Annotated in this window: 17 protein-coding genes; 16 read left to right on the forward strand and 1 reads right to left on the reverse strand. The window is 63.1% G+C overall.

Going from position 1 to position 17,668, the window contains the following annotated elements; translation table 11 throughout:
• Window positions 1-132 precede the first annotated feature (132 nt).
• The 10 genes from cbiE to J3P81_RS21945 all read left to right on the forward strand — a co-directional run bounded on the left by cbiE (window position 133) and on the right by J3P81_RS21945 (window position 9,282).
• A complete protein-coding gene (cbiE, locus tag J3P81_RS21900) occupies window positions 133-1,344 on the forward strand; it encodes a precorrin-6y C5,15-methyltransferase (decarboxylating) subunit CbiE (protein WP_434560881.1) in 1,212 nt (403 codons plus the stop codon).
• Window positions 1,337-2,434 (forward strand): cobalt-precorrin-5B (C(1))-methyltransferase, encoded by a 1,098-nt coding sequence (locus J3P81_RS21905; RefSeq protein WP_434560883.1) that lies wholly within the window; start codon window positions 1,337-1,339, stop codon window positions 2,432-2,434. The genes cbiE and J3P81_RS21905 overlap by 8 nt, the downstream gene beginning before the upstream one ends.
• An 11-nt stretch (window positions 2,435-2,445) precedes the next feature.
• The gene (locus J3P81_RS21910) at window positions 2,446-3,168 is read left to right on the forward strand and encodes a cobalt-precorrin-6A reductase (protein WP_434564155.1); all 723 of its coding nucleotides are present in this window, start codon (window positions 2,446-2,448) and stop codon (window positions 3,166-3,168) included.
• A 173-nt stretch (window positions 3,169-3,341) separates the two neighbouring features.
• A complete protein-coding gene (locus tag J3P81_RS21915; protein WP_420766258.1) occupies window positions 3,342-3,740 on the forward strand; it encodes a DUF2946 domain-containing protein in 399 nt (132 codons plus the stop codon).
• A gap of 45 nt (window positions 3,741-3,785) precedes the next feature.
• Window positions 3,786-4,265, forward strand: coding sequence for a copper chaperone PCu(A)C (locus J3P81_RS21920; protein ID WP_434560885.1), 480 nt, complete (start codon window positions 3,786-3,788; stop codon window positions 4,263-4,265).
• A 12-nt stretch (window positions 4,266-4,277) separates the two neighbouring features.
• On the forward strand, window positions 4,278-4,718 hold the full coding sequence (locus J3P81_RS21925; RefSeq protein ID WP_434560887.1) for a DUF2946 domain-containing protein: 441 nt from the start codon (window positions 4,278-4,280) through the stop codon (window positions 4,716-4,718).
• A 242-nt stretch (window positions 4,719-4,960) separates the two neighbouring features.
• Window positions 4,961-6,340, forward strand: coding sequence for a PepSY-associated TM helix domain-containing protein (locus J3P81_RS21930; RefSeq protein ID WP_434560889.1), 1,380 nt, complete (start codon window positions 4,961-4,963; stop codon window positions 6,338-6,340).
• 202 nt (window positions 6,341-6,542) lie between these two features.
• The gene (locus J3P81_RS21935; RefSeq protein ID WP_434560891.1) at window positions 6,543-7,331 is read left to right on the forward strand and encodes an ABC transporter ATP-binding protein; all 789 of its coding nucleotides are present in this window, start codon (window positions 6,543-6,545) and stop codon (window positions 7,329-7,331) included.
• Window positions 7,328-8,275: an ABC transporter substrate-binding protein gene (locus J3P81_RS21940; protein ID WP_434560893.1), complete on the forward strand. Its 948-nt coding sequence runs from the start codon at window positions 7,328-7,330 to the stop codon at window positions 8,273-8,275. The genes J3P81_RS21935 and J3P81_RS21940 overlap by 4 nt, the downstream gene beginning before the upstream one ends.
• The gene (locus tag J3P81_RS21945) at window positions 8,272-9,282 is read left to right on the forward strand and encodes a FecCD family ABC transporter permease (RefSeq protein ID WP_434560895.1); all 1,011 of its coding nucleotides are present in this window, start codon (window positions 8,272-8,274) and stop codon (window positions 9,280-9,282) included. Before J3P81_RS21940 ends, J3P81_RS21945 begins: the two co-directional genes overlap by 4 nt.
• On the opposite strand, the gene J3P81_RS21950 is transcribed toward J3P81_RS21945, so the two are convergent.
• Complete coding sequence (locus tag J3P81_RS21950; RefSeq protein WP_434560897.1) at window positions 9,257-10,792, reverse strand: class I SAM-dependent methyltransferase; 1,536 nt, start codon at window positions 10,790-10,792, stop codon at window positions 9,257-9,259. The two genes, J3P81_RS21945 and J3P81_RS21950, sit on opposite strands and share 26 nt — an antisense overlap.
• Before the next feature lie 270 nt (window positions 10,793-11,062).
• Between J3P81_RS21950 and urtA the strand changes: the two genes are divergently transcribed.
• The 6 genes from urtA to J3P81_RS21980 all read left to right on the forward strand — a co-directional run bounded on the left by urtA (window position 11,063) and on the right by J3P81_RS21980 (window position 17,645).
• Window positions 11,063-12,328, forward strand: a complete 1,266-nt coding sequence (gene urtA, locus J3P81_RS21955) for an urea ABC transporter substrate-binding protein (protein WP_434560899.1) — start codon at window positions 11,063-11,065, stop codon at window positions 12,326-12,328.
• 162 nt (window positions 12,329-12,490) lie between these two features.
• Complete coding sequence (gene urtB, locus J3P81_RS21960; RefSeq protein WP_434560901.1) at window positions 12,491-13,993, forward strand: urea ABC transporter permease subunit UrtB; 1,503 nt, start codon at window positions 12,491-12,493, stop codon at window positions 13,991-13,993.
• Window positions 13,993-15,072 carry an urea ABC transporter permease subunit UrtC gene (urtC, locus tag J3P81_RS21965; protein ID WP_420766248.1) on the forward strand — a complete coding sequence of 360 codons (1,080 nt, stop codon included), beginning with the start codon at window positions 13,993-13,995 and terminating at the stop codon, window positions 15,070-15,072. The genes urtB and urtC overlap by 1 nt, the downstream gene beginning before the upstream one ends.
• Window positions 15,069-15,941, forward strand: coding sequence for an urea ABC transporter ATP-binding protein UrtD (gene urtD, locus J3P81_RS21970; RefSeq protein WP_434560903.1), 873 nt, complete (start codon window positions 15,069-15,071; stop codon window positions 15,939-15,941). Before urtC ends, urtD begins: the two co-directional genes overlap by 4 nt.
• A gap of 131 nt (window positions 15,942-16,072) precedes the next feature.
• Entirely contained in the window at window positions 16,073-16,771 is a 699-nt protein-coding gene (urtE, locus tag J3P81_RS21975; protein ID WP_434560905.1) for an urea ABC transporter ATP-binding subunit UrtE, read from the forward strand.
• Window positions 16,772-16,802: 31 nt separating this feature from the next.
• The gene (locus J3P81_RS21980) at window positions 16,803-17,645 is read left to right on the forward strand and encodes an urease accessory protein UreD (protein WP_434560907.1); all 843 of its coding nucleotides are present in this window, start codon (window positions 16,803-16,805) and stop codon (window positions 17,643-17,645) included.
• Window positions 17,646-17,668: the final 23 nt, after the last annotated feature.

The raw sequence follows: 17,668 nt of genomic DNA on the forward strand, positions 1-17,668 counted from the left end.
CGCCGGCATCGCGAGCAGGCTCGCTCCCACAAGGGATGGTCCACGCCTGATCCGCCAGGCGCGGTATGATGGCGGCCCGGTTCGCGGACGCAACCAGTGCGCCGAACAACCCCATTTATTCGAGGAACAGAGATGACCCCCTGGCTGACCGTAGTGGGCATCGGTGAAGATGGCTTCAAGGGCCTGGGCCGAACGGCTCGCCATGCATTGCTGCGGGCGCCGCGGATTCTGGGCAGCGCTCGTCAGTTGGAACTGTTGCCACTGTGTATTCGCGGCGAAAGGGAGCTATGGCCCAGCCCGTTCTCCCTGGAGCCGCTGCTGGCTCGAAAGGGCGAAGCAGTGTGCGTGCTGGCCAGCGGCGATCCGATGTTCTATGGCGTGGGCGCCAGCCTGGCGAAACAAGTGCCGGGTGATCAGATGCTGGTCATCCCCGCGCCGTCCTCTTGTTCGCTGGCGGCGGCGCGCATGGGCTGGCCGCTGCAGGACGTGGTCACGCTGTCGCTGGTGGCGCGCCCCCTGGCGGTGCTCAATGGGTATTTATCCACAGGCGTCAGGCTGTTGCTGCTGAGCAATGATCGCCACAGCCCCGGCGCCGTGGCGACGTTGCTGCGCGAGCGCGGCTTCGGCCCGAGCGCCATGACTGTGCTGGAGCATCTCGGCGGTGCGGCAGAACGCCGGATCGACGGTTGCGCCGCGCAATGGTCCGATGAAACCGTCGGCGACCTGAACCTGATCGCCATCGAATGCCGGGCCGAACCATCGACACAGCGCCTGTCACGCCTGGCCGGTTTGCCGGACACCGCGTTCGAACATGACGGCCAATTGACCAAGCGCGACGTGCGCGCCATCACCCTCGCCCGCCTCGCCCCCACGCCCGGTGAATTGCTGTGGGATGTCGGTGCCGGGAGCGGCTCCATCGGCATCGAATGGATGCGCACCCACCCCAGTTGCCGGGCCCTGGCCATCGAAGCCGACGAGGGCCGCCAAGGCTTGATCGAACGCAACCGCGACACTCTCGGCGTGCCGGGCCTGCAATTGATTCGCGGCAGCGCCCCGCAAGCGTTGGAAAACCTGGAGCGGCCGGACGCGGTGTTCATCGGCGGCGGCGTCACCCGCGAAGGCGTACTTGACACCTGCTGGGCCCACCTCAAGCCCGGCGGGCGGCTCGTCGCCAACGCCGTGACCCTGCAGAGCGAAATGACCCTCATGGGCTGGCGCGAACGCCATGGCGGTGAGCTGACTCGCATCCACATTGCCCAGGCGCAGCCGTTGGGTGAGTTCGACACCTGGCGCCAGGCGCTGCCGATTACCTTGCTGGACCTGACGAAGCCCCTCGATGCGTGACGAAACCGCCGAACAACCCGCCCCCCTGCGTAGCGGCCTGACCACCGGCAGTTGCGCCACCGCCACCAGCCTGGCGGCGGCCCGCTTGTTGTTGCGCGGCACCGAGGCCGACGCCGTGGAAATCGTCTTGCCCAAGGGCAAGCAGGTGCAGATGCGCCTGGAGTTCTGCCGATTGACCGAGCAAGGCGCCGAGGCCGGGACGATCAAGGACGCTGGCGATGACCCGGACGTGACCCACGGCGCCCTGCTGTTTTCCCAAGTGCGCTTGGTAGCCGAACCCGGCGTGCGCTTCGTCGCCGGTCGCGGCGTGGGCACGGTGACGCGACCGGGGCTGGTGCTGGGCGTCGGTGAGCCGGCAATCAACCCGGTGCCACGCCAGATGATCAACGATCACCTGGGCCGGCTGGCCGAGGAAAGCGGCTACGCCGGTGGTTTCGAAGTCACGGTCAATGTCGAGGGTGGCGAAGCCTTGGCGCTGAAAACCATGAACCCGCGACTGGGCATTCTCGGCGGTCTGTCGATCCTTGGCACCAGCGGCATCGTCCGGCCCTTTTCCTGCGCGGCCTACATCGCCTCGATCCACCAAGGCATCGATGTGGCGAAAACCAACGGCTACCTGCACATCGCCGCCTGCACCGGCAACGCCAGCGAAGACACCATGCGCCGGGTCTATAACCTGCCGGAAATCGCCCTGATCGAAATGGGCGATTTCGTCGGCGCCGTGCTCAAGCATGTGCGCAAGGTACCGGTGGAAAAGCTCAGCCTCTGCGGCGGCTTTGGCAAGATCAGCAAACTTGCCGCCGGCCACATGGACCTGCACAGCCGCCATTCGAGCATCGACCTGCCACAACTGGCCGAATGGGCCGCCGCCCTCGGCGCCGATGAGGTTTTGCAACAGGGCATCCGGCAAGCCAATACCAGCCAGCAAGCCCTGGCAATGGCCAGCGCCGCCGGCATCGCCCTCGGCGATGCGGTGTGCGAGCACGCGCTGGCCTTCGCCCGCAGCGTGGTGCCGGCCCAGGTCCAAGTCGAAGTCTTCGCCATCGACCGCCAGGGTGGGATTGTCGGTCACGCCGGAGCCTTGTCATGAAGAGCCTTGAAATGAAACGCATCCTGCTCCTCGGTGGCGTCACCGAAGCCCTGGCCATCGCCCGCACGCTTGGCCCCCAGCACATCTACAGCTTGGCCGGCATCGGCCGCATCCCCACCGACCTGACCTGCCAGGTGCGCGTCGGCGGCTATGGCGGCGCCGCAGGATTGGCGCAATTCATCCGCGCCGAGGGCATCGACGTGCTGTTGGATGCAACTCACCCCTACGCCGCCCAAATCAGCCACAACGCCGCCCATGCGGCCCACGCCTGTGCCATCCCCTGCTGGGCCCTGCGCCGTCCGGCCTGGCTGCCCCGGGCCGGCGATGACTGGCGCGAAGTCGCCGACTGGGCCGAACTGATCCAGGCCCTGCGCCCCTTCCACCGGCCTCTGTTCACCCTTGGCCGAGAGCCGCTGCAACACATGCATGAAATCCCGCCAGAGCAATTCTGGACCTTGAGGGCGTTGGACGTTTACCCCGGCAATGAGCGCTGCGAAGTGATTGGAGCCCGGGGGCCGTTTCATATCGAGGGCGAGCGTGAGCTGTTCGAACGGCGGCGGATCGATGTGCTGGTGAGCAAGAACAGCGGCAGCACCGCGACTGAACCGAAGCTGGACGTGGCGCGGGAGCGAGGAGTGCCGGTATTGGTACTGAAGCGGCCAATGTTGCCGGAGGTGGATCGGGAGTTTGGGACGGCGGATGAGGTGTTGCAGGGGCTGCGGCAGTTGGCCTGACAGAAACCTGCACAGTCCTACAAGCCTGTCCTGTCAGTACCACTCATCTGAAAATATTTTGCTACTGTTACTCACAAGCCCTGCGACCCTACACCGCACGTGGCTTTTTTACTTCTGCCTCCCGATCAGGCTAAATACCGGCCACCTGATCGCCCAACCGAGCGGATTGCCCCATGTCCCGACAACGGCTTGCATTTGCCTGGATCGCCTGCTTCGCAGTGCTGTTCAACATGCTCGCCATGCCGCTTTCCAATGGCAGCGGTACGACCGCCGACACGCCAACCGAACAATTGCTCTGGGGCAGTTTCTGCTCTTCCGGCGGAACAAAAATGGTGGCGATTTCCCTGGGTAAGTTCGAACAGGGAACGCCGCGACAGGATCCTCACTCGACCATGCAGCATTGCTGGTGCTGCTCAGGCCCGGCGCCGTTGGTGGCGATTGCCGGGCACGCCCCGCAGTTGTATCTGGATGCGCAACTGGCCCATCGCAATGTCGTCCATTCGAAGCTCGACAGCCCCACGCCACGCCAACAATGGCCCAGTCTAAATCCCCGCGCCTCGCCTCTGGCCTGATTCTTCCGCACCCACCTGCGCCCTGAATCGTTCCGGAGAATTGCCATGTTGAACAGACTCATCCTGCTGGTCGCCCTGCTGCTTCCCGTTGGCTTCGCCCAAGCTCACCAGTACAAGGCCGGGGAGCTTGAGATCGCCCACCCGTGGTCCCAGGAATTGCCGCCCAATGCGCCGACCGTCGCCGGCTACTTCATTATCCACAACAGCGGCAGGTCCGAGGATAAACTGCTCAGTGTCGACTCACCCATCGCCGGCAAGGCCGAGCTCCATGAACATGTGATGCAAAACGACTTGATGAAAATGCAACCGGTGGACGGCATAGTTATCGCTCCAGGCGCAACGGTGACCTTCGCACCGATGGCGTACCACGTGATGCTGCTGGACCTGAAGGACCGTAGCCTGCTCAGCGACGGCAAACGTTTCCCCATGACCTTGCATTTCGAAAAGGCCGGGGATGTCACGGTGAACGTCACGGTGCAGAAAAAAGCCCCCGACGGCACCCAAACGCACATGCACGCCCAATAGACATAGCCGCCCATGCAACTTCGTCGCGCCAGCCTTTCCATGCACCGCCGTCAGCCATTGAGCCTGACCCGCGGTAGCTGGATCAGCCTGTTCGCCATGCTGATGATATTTATCGGCCCGCTGGTTTCCCAGTCGATGCCGATGGATCAGCGCATGTCCATGTCCACGCCTGTATCCATAGGCATGGACATGGAGATGGGCATGGACATGTCGGCGCACGAAGCGCCAGCAGATGACGATTGCCCGCCCCAGAGCGACCATCATGCGCTGTGGGAGAAATGCGGTTATTGCAGCCTGCTGTTCAACTGCCCCGCGTTGCCTGGCGGCCACACGTTCACCGTCTTCGCCACACCGTTTACCCGCACCTACACGAGCCCTTTCCCGCGCCTGGGCCATGCCCGACCGGCGCTCTTCCCTGGCGCCCGCACCCGCGCACCGCCCCTCGACGCGTAAGCCTGACGCTTGCTCACCCGCATGCGGGACAGCCCAAGGCTGTCCTGCATGCGGGTATGAGCGCCTGACAGCTTGGCCGAAGCAAACATAAAAAACTGTGGGAGCGAGCCTGCTCGCGAAAGTGATGTGTCATTCACATCATTGTTGGCTGGTCCGCTTTCGCGAGCAGGCTCGCTCCCACATGGATTGCATCGTTCAGCCCCCATTTGAAGAACCGAATTTGCCCTGCGGAGCGCTTTGCAATGAGCCTACCGAAACCGAACTTCTACAACCTGGCCTGGCGCTGGCATTTTTATGCCGGGCTGTTCGTGGCGCCGTTCATGGTCATGCTGGCCCTGACCGGCATCATTTACCTGTTCAAGCCGCAACTCGACCCATTGATGTACGGCAACCTGTTGAACGTACCGGCCGGGCATCACACCCTGGCAGCCGACGATCTGCTCAAGCAGGTCCGCCAGGCCTACCCCGAAGGCCAGGTCACGCAGTACCTGCCACCGGTCAGCGCCGAACGCAGCGCGCAATTCGTGGTGATCGACAAGGGCCACGAGCTGAACGTCTTCATCGACCCCTTCCGTGGCAACGTACTCGGCGAGCAGGATGCAAAAAACAATCTGCAAGCCATGGCCAGGGCGATCCACGGCGAGTTGCTGATCGGCACGGTGGGTGACCGCTTGGTGGAAATGGCCGCCGGCTGGGGCGTGGTGCTGGTGGTTTCCGGCCTGTACCTGTGGTGGCCGCGCGGGCAGTCGTCGGCCGGCGTCCTCTGGCCGCGCTGGAGCGCGCGCGGGCGGGTGTTCTGGCGTGACCTGCACGTCGTCGTCGGCTTCTGGGGCGCCGCGTTCCTGCTGGTGATGTTGCTCAGCGGCATGACCTGGACCGGCTTCTGGGGCAAGCAATACGCGGACCTCTGGAACCGCTTCCCGGCGGCGATGTGGAATGACGTGCCCAAGTCCGACGTCGAAGCCGGCAGCCTCAACAACGCTCACCGCCAGACCGTGCCATGGGCCATGGAGAACACGCCGATGCCGATGTCCGGCGACCATGCCGAACACATGGCCCACGGCGGCATGCACGAAGGCCCCGCCGCGCCAACCGTCAGCCTGCAGGCGGTGCAGGACATCGCCGCCGAACGCCAGGTCGAGCCCGGCTACAGCATCACCTTCCCAACGACCGCCTCGGGCGTGTTCACCATCGCCGTGTTCGCCGATGACCCGCGCAACGACGCGACTCTGCACGTGGACCAATACACCGGCAAGGTCCTGGCCGATGTGCGCTGGGAACATTACAGCGTCGTGGCCCGCGCCACCGAAACCGGCGTGATGCTGCACGAAGGCAAGATGTTCGGCCCGCTGAACCAGATCCTTGTGCTGCTGGTTTGCCTGATGATCCTGCTCAGCGCCGTGAGCGGCGTGGTGATCTGGTGGAAGCGCCGGCCTCTGGGCAAGTTCGGCGTCCCGCCGCTGCGCCACGACCTGCCGACGTGGAAGACCGGGGTGTTCATCATGCTGGCCCTGGCGGTGGTGTTCCCGCTGGTGGGGGTTTCGCTGGTGGTGGTGTGGTTGCTGGACCGGCTCGTCACACGCTTGAATCGTCAACCTGAGATCGTCTCATCTTCAAGCTGAAGACCGCGCGTTAACGAAAAGCGGCGCGAAACCTCTACAATCGCGCCCGCTTCCCAAAGGATGAATACCTTCCCCTGTAGGAGCGAGCCTGCTCGCGATCGCAATCGGTCAGTCGCATCTTAATCGGCTGACCCACCGCGATCGCGAGCAGGCTCGCTCCCACAATGGACTGGGGTTGCGAGCCAATAACTTGAGTGAACGCATGACCTCCCTGACCCTTTCCAATCTCGCCTGGACGCCCCTGGGCCATGGCCATTGCCATCACCAGTTCCAGCTGCGTGACGCCACGTTGCAGGTGGCGGCCGGGGAGTTTGTCGGATTGATCGGCCCCAATGGCAGCGGCAAGACCAGCCTGTTGCGCTGCGCCTATCGCTTCAGCCGGCCGGAACAGGGGGAGGTCAGACTCGAGCATCACAACCTCTGGCAACAATCCTCGCGCTGGTGCGCACAGCGCATCGCCGTGGTGCTGCAAGAGTTTCCCGACGCCTTCGGCCTGACCGTGGAAGAAGTGGTCGCCATGGGCCGCACGCCCCACAAGGGCCTGTTCGACGGCGACAACGAAGAAGACCGCAGATGGGTGCTCCAGGCGTTGGAATCGGCGGGGCTCGAAGGCTTTGGCGATCATGCCTTCGCCACGTTGTCGGGCGGGGAAAAACAGCGGGTGATCCTTGCTCGCGCCCTGGCCCAACAACCGCAGTTGTTGATCCTCGACGAACCGACCAACCACCTCGACCCCCACTATCAGTTGCAATTGCTGCAGCTGATCAAGGGGCTGGGCATCGGCACCCTCGCCAGCCTCCACGACCTCAACCTGGCGGCCGCCTTCTGCGATCGCCTGTACGTGATCGAACATGGACGCATTTTCGCCAGCGGCACGCCCAGGGATGTCCTCACCGCCGAGCTGTTGCGCGAGGTGTTCGGCGTCGAAGCCCTGGTGGACGAACATCCCCTGTCCGGCTACCCACGAATCACTTGGATAACCCAACCATGACCTTGCGCTTACTGCTGTTGCTACCCCTGCTGCTGGGCAGTGCCCATGCCCTGGCCGAAGCCACCCGCTACCCCTTGACGATCCAGAGCTGCAATCGCCAGGTGATGTTCAACGAGGCCCCTCGCCACGCCGTCAGCCATGACATCAACATGACGCAGATGATGCTCGCTTTGGGCCTCAAGCCGCGCATGGTCGGCTACAGCGGCATCAGCGGTTGGAAATCGGTGACACCCGAGATGGCGAAGATCCTCGAAGGCCTGCCGGAACTGGCCGCCAAATACCCCTCGGTGGAAACCCTGCTCGATGCCAACGTCGATTTCTTCTTCGCCGGCTGGGACTACGGCATGCGCGTGGGCGGCGACCTGACCCCGCAAACCCTGCAACCACTGGGCATCAACGTGTACGAGTTGACCGAATCCTGCGCCTTCGTGATGAAACGTCCGCCGGCTTCCCTAGAAGACACCTACAACGACCTGCGCAACCTGGGGAAAATTTTCGACGTGCAGGACCGCGCCGATGCGCTGATCGCCACGATGCAGGCCCAGGTGGCCGAGGTGCGCAAGCATCTTCCAACCCAAAGACCGCGCGTGTTCCTGTATGACAGCGGCGAAGATCGCGCCATGACCTCTGGGCGCCTGGGCATGCCCCAGGCCCTGATCGACGCTGCCGGCGGACGCAACATCCTCGATGACGTGGAAACCAGTTGGACCCGGGTGAACTGGGAGAACGTGGTGGAGCGCAACCCCCAGGTCATCGTGATCGTCGACTATGGCGAAGTCAGTGCCGAGCAGAAGCAGCAGTTCTTGCTGGCGAACCCGGCCCTGCAATCGGTGGATGCGATCAAGCACCGGCGCTTCATCGTGATCCCCTACGTGCAGGCCACCCCGGGCATCGATAACGTGCTGGCGGTGCAAACCCTGGCGCGGGGTTTCCACGGCCAATGAACGATCGTCGCTACGCCGCCCTGCTGATGATTCTCGGCGCGCTGTTACTGGTGTCGTGCGTGGTGTCCCTGGGCTTCGGGCCGGCGCGGGTGCCGGTGGCGGTGGTCTGGGACCTGTTGCTGCACAAGGCCTTCGGTGTCGGCGAGGTGTATTGGACGCCCGGCCAGGAACATATCGTCTGGCTGATACGCGTCCCGCGCCTGCTGCTCGGAGCCCTGGTGGGCGCGGGGCTGGCGTTGATCGGCGCGGTGCTGCAAGCGGTCACGCGCAACCCACTGGCCGATCCGCATCTGCTAGGCGTCACCTCCGGCGCGACCCTGGGTGCGGTGATCGTGGTGTTGCATGTCGGTGAAATCATCGGCCTGCTGACCCTGCCCCTCGCCGCGTTCATCGGTGCATTGCTGAGCATGTTGCTGGTGCTGGCCATCGCTGCCCGCCAGGGTCGTCTGGAGAGCGATCGGCTATTGCTGTGTGGCGTGGCGGTGTCCTTCGTGATGATGGCGGCGGCCAACCTGCTGTTATTCCTCGGTGATCATCGCGCCAGTTCGGCGGTGATGTTCTGGATGCTCGGTGGCCTGGGCCTGGCGCGCTGGGAACTGCTGGCCGTGCCTGCCGCCAGCGTGCTGTTGGGGCTAGTGTTGCTGCTGGGCATGGCCCGGCCCTTGAACGCGCTGATGGCCGGCGAGCAGACCGCCGTGACCCTGGGCCTGAACGCGGCGAAGGTGCGGCTGTGGATTTTCCTGATCGCGTCCTTGATGACCGGCGTGCTGGTGTCCATCAGCGGCTCGATCGGCTTTGTCGGGTTGATGGTGCCGCACATCGCCAGGCGCCTGGTGGGCGCCGAGCACCGTCGGTTGTTGCCTGCCTGCGTGCTGCTCGGCAGCCTGTTCCTGGTGTGGGTGGACGTGGCGGCCCGCACGCTGATCGCGCCGGAGGATTTGCCGATTGGGGTCGCTACCGCGGCCATCGGCGGGCTTTTCTTCATTGGCTTGATGCGCCGTCGTTGAAAAGATGCTTCTTTTTGTACACGCCGAACAGCTCGGTCCCCAGCCCTCCATGACGAAAATGCTCAAGCTCCGCTCGGACCATATCAATGACCAGCGCCCGATCTTGCGCTTGTTCAAGATTGAAATTTCCACTGTAGGCCAGATTGACCATTCGCCAGAGGAAGCAGTTGGTACGGTAAACATCCACAGGCTTGAGCCAGCGTTCAAGCAGCGCGGTAATGTCCTCGCTTCGAATCCCCTCGAAACACCCAATCGAGTGGTCCTTGTCTGGAATGACTGAATCGACGACCTGGGTATCGGCATTTAACCGATAACGCGCCGGCAAGGCTGAGAACGCCGCATCAGCAGCGACTATCGCGTCGGGCCACAAGCGATTGCCATTACGTCCCACCGCCTCCCCGACACTCCAGAACTCGCCGTCATTTTTCAAACTGCGGGAGATAAAGAACATGACCTTTTCCAGCTCTACCAAATGATGCAATGCCGAAACACAAATAATGACATCCCACTGCTCACCGGTAGGCACCAGGTTGTTCGCATCCGCCACGATCAAGTCGAGGCTGATGCCTGGCGGAAACTGCTGTGCAGCGATCTGCAGCAGGTCCTCATTGATATCCAACAGCGACCACTGCACCCCTTCGGGAATAGCCGCCGACAGGCCCGCCTCTATCCGCGCGGCGCCACTACAGATCGACAAGACTTTTATTTCCCCATGATCCCTGACTTTCTGGCGCAGCCTCGCTTGGAAATCAGGCGGAGTTTGCGGGACATTCGCCCTCAGGAGACGAGTCGCATAGGAGTAGGCTGCCTCACCTTCGAACGGTTCGAGGATCACAACATCAGCCTGCGCACCACGCTCTGGCGCAGGGGCCATTCCATCCAATCGGCGCACGTTGCGAGCAACGCCCATTGCATTAGCACGCTGTTGTTCCTGCACTTTGGAGTAGAACTCGTTCCGGTAGACGCTACTGAAATGCGCTATCTCGTTTTTCATGCGCATTGAATGATGTGTCTTCGCCAGAAGGGCCTTCATCTCCCCCTCCCTGGCGATGCACAAGTCAGATATCGCTAGCCAGTCGGCGGTAGGATCGTTCTGCGCACCTGGCCCGCACTCTATCAAGAGACGGCCACGTTTGCCGGCCAACCAAGCCAGATCCAGCGTTACCGTCCTGCATTCCGACGGCGTAGGCCCTCCTCCAAAATGAAACATGCCAAGTGGACATTCGGCTTGGGCCCCATCATCCAAAAAAACAAAGGCACAGGTGAGCCCATCCAAACTGATGCTGGGCAGGGCAGCCGAAAAGCGAACGTATAACCTTGAATCAGAAGACACCCTCAGCGTGCTACTTCGAAGGCGTTCACCAGCGGTGAGAATCAGCGAATACCGTCCTTCCCTCAAATGCGTCACATGCATCCATCGGGGATGCTCGGCCCGTCTGACTTCAGGCAGCACGTCAAAAACAGCCGTCTCGTCCAAAAGAAAATGGTTCGCAACGCCAGCGTCATTCAAACGGATTCCCCTACTTCAGAATGGCAGAAGCGTCAGCATAGTCGGGCAGATGAAAATTTCACCTTGAGTCAACCCCAATCCACGCCCCAATGCGGAGCGGCACATTGCACCAACACCCGCGATACGGTCACTGATGGTGCATTGTCATTTTCCTGCCTCGCCGCCATCCCCGCGTTTCAACGCCTTTCTCCAACTGGGCACACCCCTTGCAAAAGCGCTTCCAGCGTTTGCATCTGCCCTTAAAAATCATAAGTCCACGGAGATCGCACAATGAAGCGTCGTAGCTTGATCAAGGCTTTTACACTCTCGGCAAGCATTGCCGCGATGGGCATGACCTGGACCGTCCAGGCCGCCGAGACCATCAAGGTTGGCATCCTGCATTCGCTGTCCGGGACCATGGCGATCTCCGAGACGTCCCTCAAGGACATGGCGTTGATGACCATCGACGAGATCAACGCCAAGGGTGGGGTCAACGGCAAGAAGCTCGAAGCGGTGGTCGTGGACCCGGCGTCGAACTGGCCGCTGTTCGCCGAAAAGGGCCGGCAATTGCTGACCCAGGACAAGGTCGCCGTGGTGTTCGGCTGCTGGACCTCGGTGTCGCGTAAATCCGTGTTGCCGGTGTTCGAAGAGCTCAATGGCCTGCTGTTCTACCCTGTGCAATACGAAGGCGAAGAAATGTCGCCGAACGTCTTCTACACCGGCGCGGCGCCGAACCAGCAGGCGATTCCGGCGGTGGAATACCTGATGAGCGAAGAAGGCGGCAGCGCCAAGCGCTACTTCCTGCTGGGCACCGACTACGTCTACCCGCGCACCACCAACAAGATCCTGCGCTCGTTCCTGCACTCCAAAGGCGTGGCGGACAAGGACATCGAAGAGGTCTACACCCCATTCGGCCACAGCGATTACCAGACCATCGTGGCCAACATCAAAAAATTCTCGGCCGGCGGCAAGACTGCCGTGATTTCCACCGTCAACGGCGACTCCAACGTGCCGTTCTACAAGGAGCTGGCGAACCAGGGCCTGAAGGCCACCGACGTACCGGTCGTGGCGTTCTCGGTGGGCGAGGAAGAACTGCGCGGCATCGACACCAAACCCTTGATCGGCAACCTGGCGGCGTGGAACTACTTCGAGTCCGTGGATAACCCGGCGAACAAGAAGTTCGTCGACTCCTGGAAAGCCTACGCCAAGGCCAAGAACTTGCCCGGTGCCGACAAAGCCGTGACCAACGACCCGATGGAAGCCACCTACGTCGGCATTCACATGTGGGCCCATGCGGTGGAAAAAGCCAAGTCCACCGACGTCGACAAAGTCCGCGAAGCCCTGGCCGGCCAGACCTTTGCCGCACCGTCGGGCTACACCCTGACCATGGACAAGACCAACCATCACCTGCACAAGCCCGTGATGATCGGCGAGATCCAGGCCGACGGTCAGTTCAACGTGGTCTGGCAGACCGAAGGGCCGATCCGCGCGCAACCGTGGAGCCCGTTCATCGCCGGCAACGACAAGAAGCCTGACTACGCGGTGAAGAGCAACTGAGCCCATGGGAGTCGGCCCTGATCCCCGGGCCGACACACACCCCTTGTGGGAGCGAGCCTGCTCGCGATAGCGGCGGATCAGCCAGAAGACATGTGACTGACACACCGCTATCGCGAGCAAGCTGGCTCCCACAAAGAAAGAAGTTTGCGCAAGGCCTAGCATATGCCCACCGCCCTTTACCGCCTCATCCTCGCCCTGGCCCTGCTGTTGCCACTGGGCGCCCATGCCGGCGACGCCGAAGACTTCGTCGCCGCCAACCCGCCCCAGCAGGCCAAGCTCCTGGAAACCTGGGCCACGCAGCCGGAGCCTGAGCGTGTCGAACTGATCAACGCCTTGCAGCAAGGCCAGTTGACCGTCGATGGCCAACCCAAGACCCTGCGCCTGAACAACCGCTTGCGAGGGCTGATCGAAACCGCCCTGGCCAGCCATCAACTGCTCGCCGTCGATGCCGGCGTGCGCCTGGCTGCCGCGCAACAGCTGCAAAAAAGCGCCCGCCCGGCGCAACTGGCGTTCCTTGATCGGCAACTGGCCGGCGAGCAGGACGAAGATGTCCACGCCGCCCTGAGCCTGGCCCTGGCGAATTTGCAACTGGTGGACACCAACCCCGCCGTGCGCCTGGCGGCCGTGCGACTGCTGGGGGAAACCGGCGACCCGCTGGCCCGCACTCGCCTCGAAAACCTGCTCGAACCCGGTGTCGAAACCGATGCCGCCGTGCGCACCGCCGCCGAAACCAGCCTCGGCCAGGTCAAGCGCAAACTCCTGATCGGCGAGCTGCTGGGCCAGGCGTTCAGCGGCATGTCCCTGGGCTCGATCCTGCTGCTGGCCGCCCTTGGCCTGGCGATCACCTTTGGCTTGCTGGGGGTAATCAACATGGCCCACGGCGAGATGCTCATGCTCGGCGCCTATTCCACTTATGTGGTGCAGATGCTGTTCCAGCGCTTCGCCCCGAACGCCATCGAGTTCTATCCGCTGATCGCCTTGCCGGTGGCGTTTTTCATCACCGCCGCCATCGGCATGGCCCTGGAACGCACGGTGATCCGCCACCTCTACGGACGGCCCCTGGAAACCCTGCTCGCCACCTGGGGCATCAGCCTGATGCTGATCCAGCTGGTGCGCCTGGTGTTCGGCGCGCAGAACGTGGAAGTCGCCAACCCGGCCTGGCTGTCGGGCGGGATCCAGGTGCTGCCGAACCTGGTGCTGCCGTACAACCGCATCGTGATTATTGCTTTCGCGCTGTTCGTGGTGGTGCTGACCTGGTTGCTGCTGAACAAGACGCGCCTGGGCCTGAACGTGCGCGCCGTGACCCAGAACCGCAACATGGCCGCGTGCTGCGGCGTGCCCACCGGGCGGGTGGACATGCTCGCCTTCGGTCTCGGCTCGGGCATCGCCGGGCTCGGTGGCGTTGCCCTGAGCCAGATCGGCAACGTCGGCCCGGACCTGGGCCAGAGCTACATCATCGACTCGTTCCTGGTGGTAGTGCTCGGCGGCGTCGGCCAGTTGGCCGGCAGTGTGTTCGCCGCGTTCGGCCTGGGCATCGCCAACAAGATCCTCGAACCGCAGATCGGCGCAGTGCTCGGCAAGATCCTGATCCTCGCGCTGATCATTCTGTTTATCCAGAAGCGTCCGCAAGGCCTCTTCGCGCTTAAAGGACGGGTAATCGACTGATGAACCAGCCCCTGATGCTTACGGCCACGCAAAAGGCCGGACCCAAAGTCACCCTCGCCGTCGGCGCGGTGATCCTCGCCGTGCTGCTGAGCCTGCCAGTGTTGTCGCTGTTGGCGGTGGATAACCCGCTGCATGTCTCGGCATACACCCTGACCCTGGTGGGCAAGATCCTCTGCTACGCCATTGTCGCCCTGGCGCTGGACCTGGTCTGGGGCTACGCCGGCTTGCTCTCCCTGGGCCACGGCCTGTTCTTCGCGCTGGGCGGCTACGCCATGGGCATGTACCTGATGCGCCAGGCCGCCGGCGATGGCGTGCCGGCGTTCATGACGTTCCTGTCGTGGACCGAGCTGCCCTGGTACTGGGCCGGCACCGACAGCTTCCTCTGGGCGATGTGCCTGGTGGTGCTGGCGCCGGGCTTGCTGGCGCTGGTGTTCGGTTTCTTCGCCTTCCGCTCGCGGATCAAGGGCGTGTACTTCTCGATCATGACCCAGGCCCTGACCTTCGCCGGGATGTTGCTGTTTTTCCGCAACGAGACCGGGTTTGGCGGCAACAACGGCTTCACCAATTTCCGTTCGATCCTGGGCTTTGGCATCACCGAGCCGGGCACCCGCGCGGTGCTGTTTTTTGCCACAGTGCTGCTGTTGGTGGCGAGCCTGTTCATCGGCTGGCGCCTGGCTCGCAGCAAGTTCGGCCGGGTGCTGACCGCCCTGCGCGACGCGGAAAACCGCCTGATGTTCTGCGGCTACGATCCCCGAGGCTTCAAGCTGTTCGTCTGGGTGTTGAGCGCGGTGTTGTGTGGCCTGGCCGGGGCGCTGTACGTGCCGCAGGTGGGGATCATCAACCCCAGCGAAATGTCGCCGACCAACTCCATCGAGGCCGCCGTGTGGGTGGCCCTCGGCGGGCGCGGCACGCTGATCGGGCCGTTGCTGGGCGCCGGCGTGGTCAACGGCATGAAGAGCTGGTTCACCGTGGCGTTTCCGGAATATTGGCTGTTCTTCCTCGGAGCCCTGTTCATCGTCGTGACCTTGTATCTACCCAAAGGCGTTATCGGGCTGTTGAAGAAAAGGGGCGAACAATGAAAATCACACCGACAGCGGATTTCATGCTCGAACCGATTATTGAACCCCCTCTCGATGCCAATCGGGACCAAGGCAGCAGCCGCGACGCCATCGGCCTCGGCCGGGCCGCCGGCGTGGGCCTGAACACCCGCCACGGCACCATCCTGACCCTGGAAGACATCAGCGTCAGCTTCGACGGTTTCAAGGCGCTGAACGACCTGAACCTGTACATCGGCGTCGGCGAACTGCGCTGCATCATCGGCCCCAACGGCGCCGGCAAGACCACGCTGATGGACGTCATCACCGGCAAGACCCGTCCCAGCCACGGCAAGGCCTGGTTCGGCGAAACCCTCGACCTGACGACCATGAGCGAAGTCGAGATTGCCCAGGCCGGCATCGGGCGCAAGTTCCAGAAGCCGACGGTGTTCGAAGCCCTGAGCGTGTTCGAAAACCTGGAGCTGGCCCTCAAGACCGACAAATCGGTGTGGGCCAGCCTGCGGGCAAAACTGACCGGCGAGCAACGCGACCGCATCAGCGAAGTGCTCGAGACAATTCGCCTCACCACCTCCGTCAACCGCGCCGCCGGGCTGTTGTCCCACGGCCAGAAGCAGTTCCTGGAGATCGGCATGCTGCTGGTGCAGGACCCGCAACTGCTGCTCCTCGACGAGCCGGTGGCGGGCATGACCGACGCCGAGACCGACTTCACCGCCGAGCTGTTCAAATCCCTGGCGGGCAAGCATTCGCTGATGGTGGTGGAGCACGACATGGGCTTCGTCGGCGCGATTGCCGACCACGTCACCGTGCTGCACCAGGGCAGCGTGCTGGCCGAAGGGTCGCTGGAACAGGTGCAGGCCGATGAGCGGGTGATCGAGGTTTACCTCGGTCGCTAGATCGAAACATGCTGTTCCCTGTGGGAGCGAGCCTGCTCGCGAATGCGGGGTATCAGTCGGGATAACTGTGACTGACACACCGCATTCGCGAGCAGGCTCGCTCCCACAAGGGACACAAGGGGATTCAAGACATGCTGCAAGTCGACAAGCTGCACCAATACTATGGCGGAAGCCACATCCTGCGCGGCCTGTCGTTCGACGTGAAGGTCGGCGAGGTGACGTGCCTTCTCGGTCGCAACGGCGTGGGCAAGACCACCCTGCTCAAATGCTTGATGGGCCTGCTGCCGGCCAAGGAAGGCGTGGTGAATTGGGAAGGCAAGGCCATCACCACGTTCAAGCCGCATCAGCGGGTCCACGCCGGCATCGCCTATGTGCCGCAGGGCCGGGAAATTTTCGGGCGGCTGACGGTGGAAGAAAACCTGCTGATGGGCCTGTCGCGCTTTCCGGGCTCAGAAGCCAAGGAAGTACCGGCCTTCATCTACGAATTGTTCCCGGTGCTGCTGCAGATGAAACAACGCCGGGGTGGCGACCTGTCCGGCGGCCAGCAACAGCAGCTCGCCATCGGCCGGGCCCTGGCCAGCCGGCCGCGACTGCTGATTCTCGACGAGCCCACCGAAGGCATCCAGCCGTCGGTGATCAAGGAAATCGGCGCGGTGATCAAGAAACTCGCGGCCCGGGGCGACATGGCGATTTTGCTGGTGGAGCAGTTCTACGACTTCGCCGCCGAGCTGGCTGATCAGTACCTGGTGATGTCCCGGGGCGAGATCGTGCAGCAGGGCCGTGGAGAAAATATGGAAGCCGAGGGTGTGCGCGGATTGGTTACGATCTAGTCTGTAGCGTCCCGACGACAATCAGAAAAACATGAATCTACCTGTATCGCCATCCGCCCTGTTCACCCCCAGCTGGCACGCCGAGCTGGACTTGGGCTATGCCCGATTCGGTGATTGCACGCGCCCGGTCCAGCGCCGGCACAAAGGCCCGTTGCGGGTGCAGAAGCACTTGTACGCCGAAGGTCCCGAGGTGTGTCAGCACATCATCGTCCACCCGCCCGGCGGCATTGCCGGTGGGGATCGGTTGGACATTTCGGCCCAGGTCGGCCAGGGCGCCTGGGCGCAATTGACCAGCCCCGGCGCGGCCAAGTGGTACCGCGCCGCCGGCCCGGCGTACCAGCAACTGAGCCTGAGCGTGGCCCCCGGCGCGACCCTGGAATGGCTCCCTCAGGAAACCATCGTCTTCAGCGCGGCCCAGGCCGAACTCAGCACGAACATCGATCTGCAAGGCGACGCCCGCTTGTTCTACTGGGACATCGTTGCCCTCGGTCGGCCGGCCAGCGGCGAGCGGTTCGACGTGGGACACTTTCAGTCGTGGCTGGACATCCGCCGCGACGGCCAGTTGCTCTGGCACGAGCGTCAGCGCATCGCCGGTGGCGATGGGTTGCTCGACTCCCCCATCGGCCTGGGCGGCGACCCGGTGTTTGCCACCTTGCTGGTGACCGGCGAGATCGACAGCGAGCTGCTGGAGCGCTGCCGCTCCCTGGACCATGCCGTGCGTGGCGACCTGACCCAACTGCCCGGCCTGGTCGTGGCCCGTTGCCTGGCGAGCGAGGCGCTTATGGCGCGGGGGTGGTTGATTGAATTGTGGCGCTTGCTCAGGCCTGCACTGCTTGGAAAAGAAGCCGTGCCACCAAGAATCTGGAGTACTTAGTTATTTCCTCTGTGGGAGCGAGC

The organism is Pseudomonas sp. R1-6 (assembly GCF_051132115.1).
In the GTDB taxonomy this organism is placed as follows: domain Bacteria; phylum Pseudomonadota; class Gammaproteobacteria; order Pseudomonadales; family Pseudomonadaceae; genus Aquipseudomonas.